13 protein-coding genes are annotated in these 15,010 nt (G+C 55.4%); 5 read left to right on the forward strand and 8 right to left on the reverse strand.

What is annotated here, in order from left to right; all coding sequences use genetic code 11:
- The first annotated feature begins 45 nt into the window (after positions 1-45).
- A complete protein-coding gene (gene glgX, locus BM373_RS09715; protein ID WP_090461239.1) occupies positions 46-2,121 on the forward strand; it encodes a glycogen debranching protein GlgX in 2,076 nt (691 codons plus the stop codon).
- Between the two features lie 187 nt (positions 2,122-2,308).
- On the opposite strand, the gene BM373_RS09720 is transcribed toward glgX, so the two are convergent.
- From BM373_RS09720 to BM373_RS09735, 4 genes are all read right to left on the reverse strand, one after another.
- Positions 2,309-3,250 (reverse strand): alginate lyase family protein, encoded by a 942-nt coding sequence (locus BM373_RS09720; RefSeq protein WP_177220138.1) that lies wholly within the window; start codon positions 3,248-3,250, stop codon positions 2,309-2,311.
- A 55-nt stretch (positions 3,251-3,305) separates the two neighbouring features.
- On the reverse strand, positions 3,306-4,844 hold the full coding sequence (locus tag BM373_RS09725) for a methyl-accepting chemotaxis protein (RefSeq protein WP_090461241.1): 1,539 nt from the start codon (positions 4,842-4,844) through the stop codon (positions 3,306-3,308).
- A 382-nt stretch (positions 4,845-5,226) separates the two neighbouring features.
- On the reverse strand, positions 5,227-6,246 hold the full coding sequence (locus tag BM373_RS09730) for a LacI family DNA-binding transcriptional regulator (protein ID WP_090461242.1): 1,020 nt from the start codon (positions 6,244-6,246) through the stop codon (positions 5,227-5,229).
- Between the two features lie 122 nt (positions 6,247-6,368).
- A complete protein-coding gene (locus BM373_RS09735) occupies positions 6,369-8,258 on the reverse strand; it encodes a beta-glucoside-specific PTS transporter subunit IIABC (RefSeq protein WP_090461243.1) in 1,890 nt (629 codons plus the stop codon).
- A 235-nt stretch (positions 8,259-8,493) separates the two neighbouring features.
- On the opposite strand from BM373_RS09735, the gene BM373_RS09740 reads away from it, so the two are divergent.
- Positions 8,494-8,928: a DUF2231 domain-containing protein gene (locus tag BM373_RS09740; protein WP_090461244.1), complete on the forward strand. Its 435-nt coding sequence runs from the start codon at positions 8,494-8,496 to the stop codon at positions 8,926-8,928.
- A complete protein-coding gene (locus BM373_RS09745; RefSeq protein WP_090461245.1) occupies positions 8,925-10,223 on the forward strand; it encodes a PQQ-dependent sugar dehydrogenase in 1,299 nt (432 codons plus the stop codon). The genes BM373_RS09740 and BM373_RS09745 overlap by 4 nt, the downstream gene beginning before the upstream one ends.
- Positions 10,224-10,418: 195 nt before the next feature.
- On the opposite strand, the gene BM373_RS09750 is transcribed toward BM373_RS09745, so the two are convergent.
- The 3 genes from BM373_RS09750 to ycgZ all read right to left on the reverse strand — a co-directional run bounded on the left by BM373_RS09750 (position 10,419) and on the right by ycgZ (position 11,363).
- On the reverse strand, positions 10,419-10,685 hold the full coding sequence (locus tag BM373_RS09750; protein ID WP_090461246.1) for a biofilm development regulator YmgB/AriR family protein: 267 nt from the start codon (positions 10,683-10,685) through the stop codon (positions 10,419-10,421).
- A 49-nt stretch (positions 10,686-10,734) separates the two neighbouring features.
- Positions 10,735-11,046: a hypothetical protein gene (locus BM373_RS09755; RefSeq protein WP_090461247.1), complete on the reverse strand. Its 312-nt coding sequence runs from the start codon at positions 11,044-11,046 to the stop codon at positions 10,735-10,737.
- Positions 11,047-11,123: 77 nt separating this feature from the next.
- Positions 11,124-11,363 (reverse strand): regulatory protein YcgZ, encoded by a 240-nt coding sequence (ycgZ, locus tag BM373_RS09760; protein WP_090461248.1) that lies wholly within the window; start codon positions 11,361-11,363, stop codon positions 11,124-11,126.
- A gap of 208 nt (positions 11,364-11,571) precedes the next feature.
- Here ycgZ and BM373_RS09765 point away from each other — a divergent pair, with 208 nt between their 5' ends.
- Together BM373_RS09765 and BM373_RS09770 are read left to right on the forward strand one after the other, a co-directional pair.
- On the forward strand, positions 11,572-12,774 hold the full coding sequence (locus BM373_RS09765) for a diguanylate phosphodiesterase (RefSeq protein ID WP_090461249.1): 1,203 nt from the start codon (positions 11,572-11,574) through the stop codon (positions 12,772-12,774).
- A gap of 148 nt (positions 12,775-12,922) precedes the next feature.
- Positions 12,923-13,654, forward strand: a complete 732-nt coding sequence (locus tag BM373_RS09770; protein WP_090461250.1) for a MerR family transcriptional regulator — start codon at positions 12,923-12,925, stop codon at positions 13,652-13,654.
- Here BM373_RS09770 and BM373_RS09775 read toward each other — a convergent pair.
- Complete coding sequence (locus BM373_RS09775; RefSeq protein ID WP_090461251.1) at positions 13,642-14,982, reverse strand: glycoside hydrolase family 10-like protein; 1,341 nt, start codon at positions 14,980-14,982, stop codon at positions 13,642-13,644. The two genes, BM373_RS09770 and BM373_RS09775, sit on opposite strands and share 13 nt — an antisense overlap.
- Positions 14,983-15,010: the final 28 nt, after the last annotated feature.

Here is a 15,010-nt window from a genome sequence, read left to right on the forward strand (position 1 = left end):
AGACGTTGTTATCAATAACAATACTGACCGCATGGAGAGTAGAAAATGACAAGTGGTAACGCATTTAGTATCGAGGCGGGGCACGGCCTGGTTTTGGGTGCCAATTATGATGGCGAGGGTGTCAATTTTGCGCTTTTTTCCGCGCACGCAGAACGCGTTGAGCTGTGCCTGTTTGATCCTTCAGGTAAAACAGAAATCGCCCGGCTTGAACTGCCGGAGTACACCCACGAGATCTGGCACGGCTACGTGCCGGGCCTGAAGCCGGGCGCACTGTACGGCTACCGGGTGTACGGCCCGTTTGATCCGCATAACGGGCACCGTTTTAACCCGAATAAACTGCTGATGGATCCCTATGCCCGCGAACTGGTGGGGGAGATCCAGTGGGATGAATCGCACTTCGCCTATGAACTGCTGCATGAAGATAAAGATCTGACCTTTGATACCCGCGACAGCGCGCCGTTTATGCCGCGCTGCCGGGTGGTCGATCCGGATGAGTTTGACTGGCAGGATAACAACCGCCCGGCGGTGTCGTGGCCGGACACGGTGATCTATGAAACTCACGTTAAAGGCTTCACCCAGCTTAACAACGCACTGCCGCAGGAGCTGCGTGGCACCTATGAAGGGATGGGCCATAAAGCGACGGTGGATTACATCAAAAGTCTGGGGATCACCTCGGTAGAACTGCTGCCGGTGCACTGGTTCCCGGACGATCAGCATTTACTTGAACGCGGGCAGCGCAATTACTGGGGCTATCACACGCTGGGATTCTTTGCCCCGGCCACCCGTTATTTCGGTCCGCGCGGTATTCAGGGGTTCCGCGATATGGTGCGGTCGTTCCATGATGCCGGGATCGAAGTGATTCTGGACGTGGTCTACAACCACACGGCGGAAGGTAACGAACTGGGCCCGACGCTCTCCTTTAAAGGGATCGATAACTTCTCGTACTACCGGACGCTGCCGGATCAGCATCGCTATTACATCAACGATACGGGGACCGGGAACACGGTCAACACCTCGCATCCGCGCGTGCTGCAAATGGTCATGGATTCCCTGCGCTACTGGGCGCAATCGATGCATATCGATGGTTTTCGCTTCGACCTGGGAACGATTCTGGGACGCGAGCCGGAAGGCTTTGACCAGCGCGGCGGCTTCTTTGATGCGATTACCCAGGATCCGGTGCTCTCAAAACTGAAACTGATCGGTGAGCCGTGGGATATCGGACCGGGCGGGTATCAGGTTGGCGGTTTCCCGCCGGGCTGGGCCGAATGGAACGATAAATACCGCGACACGGTGCGCGAGTACTGGCGCGGCGACAACGTGCCGAATGATTTCGCCGCCCGGCTGCTCGGTTCCGGCGATCTGTACGACATCCGTGGGCGCAGGCCGTGGGCGAGCGTGAACTTCCTCACCGCGCACGACGGCTTTACGCTCAACGATCTGGTGTCTTACAACGACAAGCATAACGATGCCAACGGCGAGGAGAATCGCGACGGCCATAACGATAACCGCTCATACAACTATGGCGCGGAAGGCCCGACCGATGACGAAGGGATCAACACCGTGCGCGAGCGCCAGAAGCGCAACTTCCTCGCCACGCTGTTCTTCTCCCACGGCACGCCAATGCTGCTGGCGGGGGATGAGTTCGGGCACAGCCAGCAGGGTAATAACAACGTCTATTGCCAGGACAACGAGTTGTCGTGGATCGACTGGGATAATCTGCCGGAAGGCGGTGAAATGCTGCGCGAGTTTACCCGCAAGGTGATCCACCTGCGCGCGGAACAACCGCTGCTGCGACGTGAAAACTGGCGCGACGGGATGCTGATCGAGTGGTTCAATGCCGGCGGCGGGAAGCAGACGCCTGAGCAATGGGAAGAAGGTTCCTCGCTGGTGGTCTATATCGGCCGGCCGGATCTCAAACCTGAAGAGGGCATCTGGCACGACGTGCTGATGCTGTTCAACCCGTTTGAAGGCAAATTGCCGTTCCGCATCCCGCAGTTCGGCGACCACGGCTGGGTGCTGGAGTTAACCACCAGCGGCGATTACCAGCGGGGCCTGGTGATTAATCGTGAGAAGGATTTCGAGCTGGAAGGGCGGAGTATCGCGCTGTTCAGAAGGCCGTAAGTCAGGTTTCCCCTCACCCTAACCCTCTCCCTATGGGAGAGGGGACAGATCGAGTTCGCACTTGCCTTTCTCCCTCAAATCGAGCACGGCCTGACTTTCTCCCTCTCCCCATGGGAGAGGGGACGGATCGAGTTCGCACTTGCCTTTCTCCCTCAAATTGAGCACGTCCTGCCTTTCTCCCTCTCCCTCAGGGAGAGGGCCGGGGTGAGGGTGTGAAGGGCTCCTGCTCACTGCCCGTCTTCTCGCGAAACGCCGCCGGATCCGCTTTCCCCGCCCGCACCCGCGCAACAAGACGCGCAAACGCGCGGTTCTCTTCAGGTGTAAGCCTGACCTGATTCGCCTTCGCAAACCTCACCAGCGTGACCAGCGGCTGCAACGCATAGTCGTGATACGCCAGCGCCCGCGATTTACGCTTCAATTCATTCGGTAAGAACCCGTTTTCGTCAACCTGGCTCAACGCCGTGCGCAGCATCGCCACCGCGCGGTTAAACAGATCCTCCCGCCCGGTCACCACGGCAGTGGTCATCAGCGCCGAGGCGGCCCAGTAACTGTGATTATTGATTTTCTCACGCGGGAGATCCGCCCAGTCACTCACCGTCAGCGTCGCCAGTGCGCTCAGCCAGCGCTCAACCTCAGCGGCCTGGGGATTGCCGTTAAGCGGCAGACCCGGGGCGAACTGGAGTTGCAGCCAGGCGCTGGTAAAACTCGCCAGCGCCCATTTTCGTACCGCTTTTCCGGTGTGACTGGTGATGGTGGATGTCAGTGCATCCTGCACCGCCCAGGCATACAGCGTGCTGACCAGACAATCCGCCACCCGCTTGTCGCCTGCCTTGCCATAACGCGCCGCCAGCGCCGTGACGCGCTTTTGTGTGGCAGTAATGTTCCGCGTTGCCTGCCGGTAAGCTGCCAGTGCCTCTTTATTCAGCGTGGCGCGCGCAGCGTCAGAGCCTTCGTATTTACTGCGAAAGACCAGTTCACCGCGAAAGGGCGCGGGTGCCGCAGGACAGGTGAAGTCAGCAGGCTGTGCGCGGGCGGCAGGCGGCGTGCGGATAAAGTCAGGAGGGGGAAGGTAGTGGGCGGCGGCGGCAGGAAGCGCCACCGCCAGCAGAAGCCATAAACTGTATCGCACCATGCCCGCCTTTATTGAAGGAAAGGGTTTTACTATAGCATGGTGCAAAACGGGTTCAGTTACTGCCAAAGACCTGCACAGCACGTTGCAGACGTGCAGCGCGGGAGGAGAGATCGCAGGCGGCATCGGTGACATGCTCAACCATGCTGTTGTTGTTATGCGTCATCACCCCAATACGTGATACCGACTGGTTAATCAGTTGCAGCGCCAGCGTTTGCTCTTGCGTCGCTGTGCCGATCTCTTTGATCATCGTGGACATCTGGATCACGCTGTCGATCATCGCCGTCAAATGGGATTCGGTGCTTTCAACCATCACCACGCCGCTGCTGACGTTGGCGACGTTTTTCTCAATCAGGGATTTGATCTCTTTTGCCGCCGACGCCGAGTGCTGCGCCAGATTGCGCACTTCGGCGGCGACCACCGCAAAGCCGCGTCCGGATTCTCCCGCCCGCGCCGCTTCCACCGCGGCATTGAGCGCCAGAATGTTGGTCTGGAAGGCGATGCTGTCAATCACACCAATGATATCGACAATCTGGCCGTTATCGCGCGAGACGGACTGCATCATCGAAATCGTCTGCTTCATGACATCGCCGCTTTTCATGGCGTTGGCGCTGGTTTGATCCGCACGGGTCATCGCTTCGGAGGCGGTTTCTGCGGTTTGCTTCACGGCGCTGGCGATCTCCTCCACGGCAGCGGCGGTCTGGTGCAGATCCGCTGAGGTTTCTTCGGTGCGCTTTTGCAGCGATTCGCCTTCTTCAGCAATGCGCTGACTGATTTTGCGAATGCCCAGCAGTTGCGTATTCACATCCCCCACCAGCGAATTCAGGTTCAGGCCCGACTGATTCACCATGCGCATCAGCAGGCCAATTTCATCGACGCGATTAAACTGGAAATAGTCGGCTTTGCGCCCGGAAACCACTTTTTGCATCTGGGTGAGGATTTTTTTTAGCGGCGAGGAAACCTGCTTCTGTAAAAATAACGCCAGCAAAATAAACATCACCACCGTTGCGGCCATTTTTGCCGCTAAAGGCAGGGCGATTAATTGCAGGGCGAGGATCGCCAGTGCGCTAATAATAATCCCCGCATTAATTCGGCGGGAAACACTCAGCCACTGAAATAACGACAGGAATGAAAAAACACCCTTGCGAACCAGTAAGCCTTTATAAAAACGATGGCCTTTAACTTTATTTTCGTTGACGGCGTTATACAGTTTTTCAGCGGCGTCTATTTCTTCGCGCAGCGGTATATTGCGCACTGAGATATAGCCGGTCAGTTCATCCTGGTGATATACCGGGGTGACGTTCGCCCGTACCCAGTAGTGGTCGCCATTCGTGCGGCGGTTTTTTACCAGCCCGGTCCAGCTCTCGCCTTGCTGGATGGTAAACCACATATCGGCAAAGGCGGCAGGGGGCATATCCGGGTGACGAATGATGTTGTGCGGCTCGCCCATCAGTTCGCCTTCTTCATATCCACTCGCCTCAATAAAGGCTGAGTTAGCGTACGAAATATAACTCTGTGTGTTGGTGGTCGACATCAGCGTCGATCCGTCTTTGAGCAAATACTCTTTTTGTGTAACAAAATTGTTACGCTTCATTAATAACCCCACGATGAAGTCTCTTTAGATCATCTCAAAAAGGAAGCTGTCTGCGATCTTGAGTGTGCGCTTGACAGTGCAGTAGATTTTATTATGTCCGCTGCATTTTCTACTATCATTGTTACAACGGATAGTAGCCACGAGAAATATTTTTTTAGTCGGGCTTAATATTGCGCAAATATTATTTGTTATTAAATTGATAAATAAAAAAGTGCTTAAACAGAAATTAAGCGCGCTGTTTTAACTTAATGCAAATTTAAAGAGGGAAAGCGGAATAAGTTGAATCGCATCTTCTTAATCTGTGAAGGTTATTAACAAAGTTAACGCAAGTTAATGCGGTTGCAGGCCCGAAAGACCTGCACCGCCGGGACTGGAAGAGTGACTACCCGATCAGCGCTTTCGGTGCAGCTACCGACTCTCTGATAATCAATGTTCCTTCGTGCAGGGTCAGCGGGGCGTTTTCCGGGTCTGAATGCGGTGAGAGTAAAATCCGCACCGCATCACTGATCATTTCATCCATCGGGATGTGTACGGTGGTGAGCGTGGGGGTGAAATAGCGGCCGATAATGGAATCATCGAATCCGGCGACGGAGATGTCTGCGGGAACCTGGAATCCATGATCGGTCATCGCTTTGGTGACGCCGATGGCCATATCGTCGTTGGCGGCGAGGATGCAGGTCATGTCGCGGCGCTGTTTGAGCAGGGCGCAGCCTGCTTCGTAGCCGCTTTCGGTGCTCCAGCTTCCGCGCACAATCAATGATTCGTCAGGGGTGATGCCTGCATCTTTCAGCGCATCGCGATAACCCGCGAGGCGGCTGTCGCCGGTAGGGGAACCTTCGCCGCCTGCCACAAAAGCAATTGTGCGGTGTCCCTGGGCCAGCAGGTGTTCCACCATCTGGCGGCTACAGCGATGGTGATCGACAAACACCGAATTACTGCGGTTACGCTTGAGTTCGCGGTTGATCACCACAATCGGCACGCTGTTGCGGTCAATGATGTCGTCCAGTTCGTCAACGCTGAGGTATTTGGGATAGATCATGATGGCCTCACAGCGCAGCTCCAGCAGAAAGTTAATGGCGTTGCGCTCATCTTCTTCGCTGTGCTTGCCGTCGGCCAGAATCAACTGGCGCTGGTGATCTTCACTGCACGTGGCGGCCTGGTAAATCATCGCCGAGAAAAAGGGCCCGTTGTACAGGCCGTTGGTGATCACAAGTCCGACGGAATTAGACTTGCTGGTTGCCAGTTTGCGGGCCAGCAGGTTAGGGCGATACCCGGTTTCTTCAATGGCCTGGAAAATGCGGGCTTTCACCTCTTCACTGACCACCACTTTGCCGTTGAGTGCGCGCGAGACTGTCGCTTTGGAGACGCCCGCCTTTCTGGCAACATCCAGTATTGTGACCATATATTCCTGCTTATTATGAATGCCTGGGTTTATTATGCCGCAGAGCATCAGAGATCAGGCATCCTGAAGCGCAAATTGTGCGCCCGGCAGCGAAACGGCGACGTTACCGGGCGTTTATGGCATCAGGAAACGGTCATTAATGGCATCAACTGCTGAACAGGTCCCGCAGACTGATGTTTGGTCAGGGTAAATTCATCGCTGTTGATCACCAGCACCGGGGTGGTGAGATCGTACCCGGCGCGTTCAATGGCCTCTTTATCAAACTCCAGTAGCGGTGTCCCGGCTTTCACCACGTCGCCTTCTTTTACCAGCGGGCGGAAGTGCTGTCCCTGCAAATTCACCGTGTTCAGCCCGACGTGGATCAACAACTCCGCGCCGTTGTCGCAGGAAAGACCAATCGCATGATGGGAGTCGATCAGAGTCTCAACCCGCGCATCGCAGGGGGCGACGACCTGACCGTATTGCGGGCGGATGGCGATGCCGTCACCCAATACTTTTTGCGCGAAGGCGTCATCGGCTACTTCTTCCAGCGCGATCACATCGCCGTTCAGCGGGCTGACCAGATCCAGCGACGTTTTTGCCGCCGTGGTCACCGGCGCGCTGACCGGGGCGGGCTCTTTCTCTTCAGTAAGAGTTTCTTCCGCAACCGGATCGTCAAAGCCGACGAACTGCACCAGCACGATAGTCAGGATAATCGCCGTTGCGCTGCCCGCCAGTTCACCAATAAAGGACATCGGCGCATCCGGGCTAATGGCGTTCACCAGGGTGAACAGGCCTGGCAGGGCGGCGTAGGCGTAATAGAGCGAACCAAACAGACTGGCGACGACGGCACCGACCGCGCCACCGATACAGCCGCAGATAAACGGCTTTTTAAAGCGCAGCGTCACGCCGTAAATCGCCGGTTCAGTGATACCGAAAATTGCGGTGATACCCGCCGACATTGAGGTGGTTTTCAGTTCGCGGTTACGGGTTTTCAGGAACACGCCGAATACCGCCGCCATCTGGCCGATCACCGCGATAGTCTGATAGGCCTGGAAGGAGTCGTAGCCCTGGGTGTCGAAGTTGGCCATGATCACCGGGGTGATACCCCAGTGCACGCCGAAAATCACAATGATTTGCCATACGCCGCCAATGACCGCGGCAGCGACCGCAGGGGCGGCGGCAAACAGCGCGTTATAACCGGACGCGATGCCCATCGCCGCCCAGGTGGTTACCGGACCAATGATGAGAAGCGTCAGCGGGACGATGATCACAAAGCAAATCAGCGGAGTAAACAGCGCGCTGACCACATCCGGGATCGCCTTTTCAACCCGTTTTTCCAGCCAGGAGAGCGCCCAGACCAGGAACAGAGGCGGCAGTACCGACGAGGTGTAGACCGTTTTCGCCAGCGGGATCAGCAGGAAGGTGATGGATTCCCCGTTGGCGATGCGGCCCGCCATAGCAGACCATTCGGGGTTAATCAGCGCACAGCAGCAGAGCACGGCAATAAAGGGATTACATTTGAAGTGGCGCGCGGCGGTGATGGCAATAAACACCGGCAGGAAGGCAAACGGCGTCCACGACATAAAGTTGAGGATTTCAAAGGTGCCGGTGGTTTTCACATCGGCGTCGATCAGGGCGACGACAATCAGCAGCCCCTGCAAAATCCCGGCGGCCGCAAGGATATAGACGATCGGCGCGAACACCGCAGACATGGTGCCAATGACCGCATCGAGCCAGCGGGTTTTGGGTTTGCTGGTGTTGCCGGTGTTATCTTCCCCGATGATCGCGGAGAGGGCGTTAAACACGTCGGCAACGTGGGTGCCGATCACCACCTGGAACTGACCGCCGCTTTCCACTACCGCAATGACGCCGGGCAGTTTCTGGACCTGCGCTTTCGCCTGGGCTGGCGTTTCGTTTAACACTAAGCGTAAACGGGTGGCGCATCGGGTGAAACTGTTGATGTTCTTTTCTCCGCCCACTTCCCGCAGGATGTCACTGGCTAACTTATTGTAATCCCTAATAACTGCCATTCTTATGTACCTTTTTTATGGGTATTGGAGTGTGTGACTTTTCATGTAACCGGTTTCATGCTAACAGTGAATGATTCCCGTGCAACCGGTTTCATGGCGAAAATGTGGCCTGTATCACACGGGGAAGCGAGCGGATGAAAGGCATTTCTGAGGGCATGGAAAAGATTTAATCGTTCAATGTCTTGCCGGTTTACTAGTCTTTAAGAGTAAATCCGGATGACAAAAGGAGCTGGAAATGCCAATCCGCCCGACTCAACGCCCGACATTTGCCGTGGCGCTCTATGAATTGTTCAATCCGATTCCACCGGGGTTTTTCGTCGCCGCGTGGATCTTCGATATTCTGTATATGAAATCGTATCAGCCGTTATGGACAGACGCGGCAGGGTGGCTGATTGTCATCGGGCTGCTGATGGCGATTATTCCGCGCGTGATCAATCTGGTGCAGGTGTGGTTCGGGCATCGCTCGCAGGGTTCCGCGATCAAAACCCATTTCTGGCTCAACTTACTGGCGGTGATTGTCGCCATTTTCAATGCATTCATTCATAGCCGTGATGCCTATGGCGTGGTGCCGCTGGGGGTGATCCTCTCGACCATCACCGTGGTACTGATCCTGCTGGCTAATGTTCAACTCGCGCTGCGCCCGCGCGTCGGTTATGGAGACGCGCCATGAAACATTCGCATCGCACCCTGATTGCTCTGACGATTGCCGCCGCGCTCAGCGCCTGTGATACCGAAGCGACGCTCGATCCACAAAAGCAGGTCGGGCCGAACCCGGAACTGCCGCAGGCGAAAAACTTCCTGTTGCCGCCGATGCAGGTGCCTGAAGGCGTCGCCTGGAAAGAGGGGGAAACGCCGAAAGTCCCGGCGGGGCTGAAAATCGAAAAAATCGCCAGCGGCCTGATGCACCCACGCCAGGTGTACGTGTTACCGAATAACGATGTGCTGGTGGCGGAAGCAAACGGCACACCGAAACCGACCACGCGGCCCAAGCAACTGATTATGGGCGTGGTGCAACAGTCGTCCGGTAAAGGCGGTAAGGGCGGGAACCGGATCACGCTGCTGCGTAACGTGAACGGGCAGTGGGAAAAGCATAACTTTATTGAGAATCTCAATGCGCCTTTTGGTATCCAGCTAACGGGTAATACGCTGTGGGTGGCCAATGCCGACAGCCTGGTGAAGTTCCCGTATCAGACAGGGCAGACGGAGATCCGCACGCCGGGTGTGGAAGTCACCGAGCTGCCGGGCGGGCCGATTAACCATCACTGGACGAAATCGCTGCTGGCAAGTCCTGACGGCAGCAAGCTGTATGTTGGCGTCGGCTCGAACAGTAATATCACCGAGAACGGCATTGGGGCGGAATATCGCCGTGCGGCGGTGCTGGAAGTTGATGCCGCCAGCGGGGCCAGTCGTATATATGCCAGCGGCCTGCGCAACCCGACCGGGCTTCAGTGGGAACCGCAGAGCGGCAAGCTGTGGGCGATTGTTAACGAGCGCGACGAGATCGGCTCCGATCTGGTGCCGGATTATATGACCTCGGTGCAGGAGAACGGCTTCTACGGCTGGCCGTACAGTTACTTTGGTCAGCATGTGGATGAGCGCGCCAAACCGCCGCGCCCGGATCTGGTGGCGAAAGCCATTAAGCCGGATTATGCAATCAGCTCCCACGTTGCGCCGCTGGGGTTGCTGTTTTATACCGGCGATAATATGCCGCAGTATCGCGGCGGGGCGTTTGTTAGCGAACACGGTAGCTGGAACCGCAAACCGCTTAACGGCTACCAGGTGATGTGGGTGAAGTTTGAGAACGGGATGCCCGTCGGCACGCCGCAGCCGGTGGTCACCGGATTTTTGACTGACGATCAGAAGCAGGTTCGCGGGCTGCCGGTCGGGCTGGCGATGGATCAACAGGGCGGGTTGCTGGTGGCGGATGACGCCGGGGATGCGATCTGGCGGGTGAGTAAAGAGTAGTAGGTAGTAGAGTGGTTTCCCCTCACCCTGGCCCTCTCCCCTGGGGAGAGGGGATGGAATGTGCTCAAACTTTGGCTCGGGCCGTCTTTCTCCCTCTCTCTAAGGAGAGGGGATGGAATGTGCTCAAATTTTGGCTAGGGCCGCCTTTCTCCCTCTCCCTAAGGGAGAGGGTCGGGGTGAGGGTATAAACCCGCGTTACAGATCGTCGAGCGTATGATCAACCACGATTTCCAGCGTCTTACGAATAACATCACTTCTGACAACGTCACTGGTCGATTCCAGCGCACCAATCAATTGCAGGATAAGGGCTTTATTAGTCAGCGCTTCGCCTGTCGCAAGGATATTCCGGATGATGCCACCGAGCAGAGCAGATTCTTCGGTGAGCATGTCGCCTGCGTGACGGAAATAGTCGGACAGCGCAGTATTAGGCATATCTGTGTAAATTGGTGATTGCTGTGGCATAGACGAGTTCACGTTGTCATACCTTTGTTATAAATGAGTAAGGGGCCGCTCAATGCTTTTTGCGGGTCGTTTTCTGCAGGCTGTCGCCAAACAGGGGATAAACATTATTGGCCTGGTCCCCGTCCCAATCCGCTGGTGTGGGTGTTGCGTCCGAATGCATTGATGAAAGGCTGTTGTTACTAATTTCGGCAATAACGCGAACAAACACGTCTTTGCGCTGACCGTCTTGTTCTTTTGCTGCCATCGCGCGCAGTCTTTTAATTAGCGCCTGCGTATTCACAGGGCCATTTTCTGAAAGGAGAGAGAGTACGGCCTCCCCAATAAATTCGTCGGTCAGTTGCTCTATGTCACTTCTTTTCATAACTGCGTCTCTGATTGCAAGGACTGTTTGACGCCTGCAATAAACCCTCCCGCCGGATTGCCTGTAACAGGATGATATTAACGATTGAAAAGCAGTCCTATCAGCGTGTGGAAATGCGCCTCTTCTTCCGCATCAGCAGTCTGCTGAAGGCGGCCAAGCAATTTCGTACAGATGGCTTTCCGGTTCAGGCTGCGGCCCTCGCTCAGAATTTCCACCACAATCCTTCCTAAGGTTTCTTGCTGAGATGGCAGAGACGCCTTGTTGAAGTACTGGGCAATGGCATTTGTCTGATCCGGAACGTAACCTTTCTGGTGCATCTGTCACTCCTGTAAATTCTGTAATCAGTAAGAACAGGGATAAAGTTATACAAAAATAAAAAGTTTGTACATAGAAGTTGTACAGCTTTTTGAAATTTTGTGCAGATTCAGCCGGATGTCTTAGATTTTTGAGGGGTAAACCGGGCAAGACGTACCGATTTTCATCTGATAAGGTGGGCGCTTCTTACTTCAGCGTGGCGGACCCCTCATGCTCACAACAATTATTTACCGCAGTCATATTAGCGACGACGTACCCGTCAAAACCCTCCGGGATATGGTTAACACGGCTGCGAAAAAGAATGAGCAGGCAGGCGTTACCGGGATCCTGCTCTTCAACGGCACCCACTTCTTCCAGCTTCTTGAAGGGCCCGAAGAGGGCGTGTTTAAGATTTACCGGGATATCTGTGAAGATGCCCGCCACTGCAATGTCGTCGAACTGCTTTGCGACTATGCACCGACGCGGCGTTTCGGTAAGGCCGGGATGGAACTCTTTGATTTACGTGAGTATGACAGGGAAGATGTGCTGCAAGGCGTGCTGGATAAGGGGACCTCGAAGTATCAGCTCCTTTATGAAGATCGCGCGCTTCAGTTCTTCCGCACCTTTGTCGAGGCGACGGAAAAAGAGAACTACTTTGAACTGCCTCCGGCGGATTCCTGGGAGTTTCTTGAGGATGAAGAAGCCACCGTTATTCAGTCTGCGTTAACCGATGAGCAGTCTGCATATCGCTTTGCTTTTCAACCGATTATCGACCCGCTTGCCCGCGACGTTATTGCGCTGGAAGTGATACAACCGACGTCAGGCGACAACGTAACGGCAGAGACGGGCGATGAGGTTTATCAGGCTGACCTCTACAGCAAGAAAGCGGCGTTTGCGGTGGCGAAGGCGCTGGATATTGACGAACAGTCGCTGTCAGTGAACCTGCTGCCGATGACGCTGGTGAAGATCCCCGGTGCGGTTAATTTCCTGTTGCAGGAGATTGAAACCAACGGGCTGGTGCCTGAGCAAATCATTGTTGAATTCACCGAGCGCGAGGTGATTTCGCAGCTGGACGAGTTCACTACGGCGGTCAGACAGCTAAAGGCTGCGGGTATCCGCGTGGCGATCGATGACTTCGGGGCGGGCTTTGCCGGGCTGTTATTGCTGGCGCAGTTCCAGCCGGACCGGATCAAAATTAATCGTGATCTGATTAAAGATGTACACAAAAGTGGCTCCCGACAGGCGATTATCCAGGCCATACTTAAAGGCTGTCGTTCGCTTGAAATCCTGGTGTCAGCCGTGGGTGTGGAGAAAGCGGAAGAGTGGATGTGGCTTGAATCTGCCGGTATTTCTCAGTTTCAGGGCCCGTTGTTTGCCTCACCGCTGGTGGAGGGTATCCCGGCCGTCGCATGGCCAGAAAAGTCAGGTTTTTAATGTTCGAATGACTTAAAAACTAACCCAATAAAATGCAGGGTTGATTCACCTGCATTTTTATATTGTACAATATATAATAGATTGTACAACCTCATTGGGTTAATTGATGTCAGATATATACGTGTCGGATTTAAGCATGAGGGAGTTAATGGCTATTTATAGCATCGGCGATGTAGCCGAACGATGCGGAATCAACCCTGTCACTTTGCGCGCCTGGCAGCGGCGTTACGGTTTGTTAAAACCGCAGCGCAGCGAAGGCGGGCATCGGCAGTTCGACGATGAAGATATTCAGCGCATTGAAGAGATCAAGCGCTGGATTGAAAGCGGCGTGCCTGTCGGAAAAGTTAAAGCGTTAATTGATAAAAATAGCGACGCGGTGAGCGATGGCTGGGGCGTGCTGCAGGAAGAGATGATGTCCGTCCTGCGCCAGGTTCGACCGGCAAAACTGCGCGCCATGCTGACGGCACTTGGCCGGGAGCACCCGGTCGATTCGCTGATCGACCATATTTATGTTCCGGTTCGTCACCGGCTGACGCTGGATCAGAATACCGCCCGCACCATGTGCAGTCTGCTGGATGGCGCGCTGGTGGAATATGTGGTGTTGAGCCTGGCAAACTCGCGTAAAAAACCAGGCAAAGACGCGCTGTTAATCGGCTGGGGCAGTGAGGATCGCACCCGTCTGTGGCTGGAAGCGTGGCGTCTTTCGCAGCAGGGCTGGCACATCGATGTGCTGGCCGAACCACTTGATTCGCCACGTCCGGAGCTGTTCCCGGGGCAAAAACTGTTTGTCTGGACGGGAAAAGCGTTAACGCGACGCCAGCAGGAGCAACTTTCCCACTGGCAGGAGCAGGGCTATGGGGTGACCTTTCACGGGGTCTGAGTTCCCCACCGGCTTTTCAGGTAGCTGACCGCTTCCTGAGCCTGAGGCTGATTGAGATTATTCTCTCTGAATAAAATCGTGCCGTTGATGTTCGCCATTGATTCGTTCAAATCGAGCTGCTTTTTCAGCTCCGGCACGCCACCGCTGACTGTCCAGTCCGGTTCATTCTTCGACGGTTCTCCCACTTTATACAGCGCGACGCCAATATAAAGGCGGGTATTCGTCGGCTTCACCACCGCAGCCCACCATTTTGCCAGCACATCATAACGAGCCGCATCGCGGGAGAAAGGCCAGTAGATTTGCGGGGCGATGTAATCGAGTAGACCCTGTTGCACCCAGCGACGGGTATCGGCAAACGATTCGTCATACGCCGCCGCGCCGCGCGTATCCGATCCCGCCGGATCGTGGGATCGATTACGCCACACGCCCGCCGGACTGACGCCGAACGCCACATCGGGTTTTAGCTGCTTCACGGTGCGTGACACCTGTTCGATCAACTGCTGCGTGTTGTTCCGCCGCCAGTCGGCCTTCGACACAAATCCCTGACCGTATTTCTGGAAAGTCTGATTGTCGTTAAGCTGGGAATCCACCGATTCCGCGTAGAAATAGTCGTCGAACTGCACGCCGTCGACAGGGTAACGCGCGACCACTTCCGCCACGATGCTGGTGATCCAGTCACGCGCATCGGGAATGCCGGGGTCGAGCACAAAGCGATTGCCGGCGGTGCGGATCCAGTCGCGATGGAGAACAAAAACGCTGGAGGGATGAAGGGGCAGGGTGCGGTTCAGCTCAGCGACCGTGCCAGGCCGGATGTTGGTTGATACGCGATAAGGGTTAAACCAGGCGTGTACTTTCATCCCGCGTTTGTGCGCTTCGTCGAGCATAAACTGAAGCGGATCGTAGCCCGGATCTTTACCAATTTCGCCCGTCAGCATATCGGACCACGGCAATATTTTTGATGGCCACAGCGCGGTTCCATCCGGTTTGACCTGGAAAAACACTGTGTTGATGCCGAGGCTTTGCAGTTTATCGAGCTTCGCTATCAGCGCGCGTTGCTGCTGAGCGTTGCGAACACCCGCATTGCTGATATTCACCGATTCCACAGGTGGCCAATCGAGGCGGGAAACCGTCGCCAGCCAGACGCCGCGCACCTGCGTGTTCTGGCCCGGTTTATCCGGCAACGGCTGCTTCGCAACAGGCGGCAGCGGCGTGACAAGAGAAGCAGGGGGTTTAGACGTACAACCGGCAAGTAACAACGCACAGGCAATAAGCGTGGTGCGACTTTTCACTGGTGTGGAAAAGGGATAGTGACGAGAACGAATGATCATAGACTCCATTGACTTCTAATCGCCGCAT

Source organism: Enterobacter sp. kpr-6, assembly GCF_900116015.1.
Classification (GTDB): domain Bacteria; phylum Pseudomonadota; class Gammaproteobacteria; order Enterobacterales; family Enterobacteriaceae; genus Enterobacter_D.

What these genes read in the sequence shown, in the direction of transcription:
- glgX (WP_090461239.1), top strand. Translation starts at nt 46, where the DNA reads ATGACAAGTGGTAACGCATTTAGTATCGAGGCGGGGCACGGCCTGGTT.
- BM373_RS09730 (WP_090461242.1), bottom strand. Translation starts at nt 6,246, where the DNA reads ATGGTCACAATACTGGATGTTGCCAGAAAGGCGGGCGTCTCCAAAGCG.
- BM373_RS09725 (WP_090461241.1), bottom strand. Translation starts at nt 4,844, where the DNA reads ATGAAGCGTAACAATTTTGTTACACAAAAAGAGTATTTGCTCAAAGAC.
- BM373_RS09745 (WP_090461245.1), top strand. Translation starts at nt 8,925, where the DNA reads ATGAAACATTCGCATCGCACCCTGATTGCTCTGACGATTGCCGCCGCG.
- BM373_RS09765 (WP_090461249.1), top strand. Translation starts at nt 11,572, where the DNA reads ATGCTCACAACAATTATTTACCGCAGTCATATTAGCGACGACGTACCC.
- BM373_RS09755 (WP_090461247.1), bottom strand. Translation starts at nt 11,046, where the DNA reads ATGAAAAGAAGTGACATAGAGCAACTGACCGACGAATTTATTGGGGAG.
- BM373_RS09740 (WP_090461244.1), top strand. Translation starts at nt 8,494, where the DNA reads ATGCCAATCCGCCCGACTCAACGCCCGACATTTGCCGTGGCGCTCTAT.
- BM373_RS09735 (WP_090461243.1), bottom strand. Translation starts at nt 8,258, where the DNA reads ATGGCAGTTATTAGGGATTACAATAAGTTAGCCAGTGACATCCTGCGG.
- BM373_RS09775 (WP_090461251.1), bottom strand. Translation starts at nt 14,982, where the DNA reads ATGATCATTCGTTCTCGTCACTATCCCTTTTCCACACCAGTGAAAAGT.
- BM373_RS09750 (WP_090461246.1), bottom strand. Translation starts at nt 10,685, where the DNA reads ATGCCACAGCAATCACCAATTTACACAGATATGCCTAATACTGCGCTG.
- ycgZ (WP_090461248.1), bottom strand. Translation starts at nt 11,363, where the DNA reads ATGCACCAGAAAGGTTACGTTCCGGATCAGACAAATGCCATTGCCCAG.
- BM373_RS09770 (WP_090461250.1), top strand. Translation starts at nt 12,923, where the DNA reads ATGGCTATTTATAGCATCGGCGATGTAGCCGAACGATGCGGAATCAAC.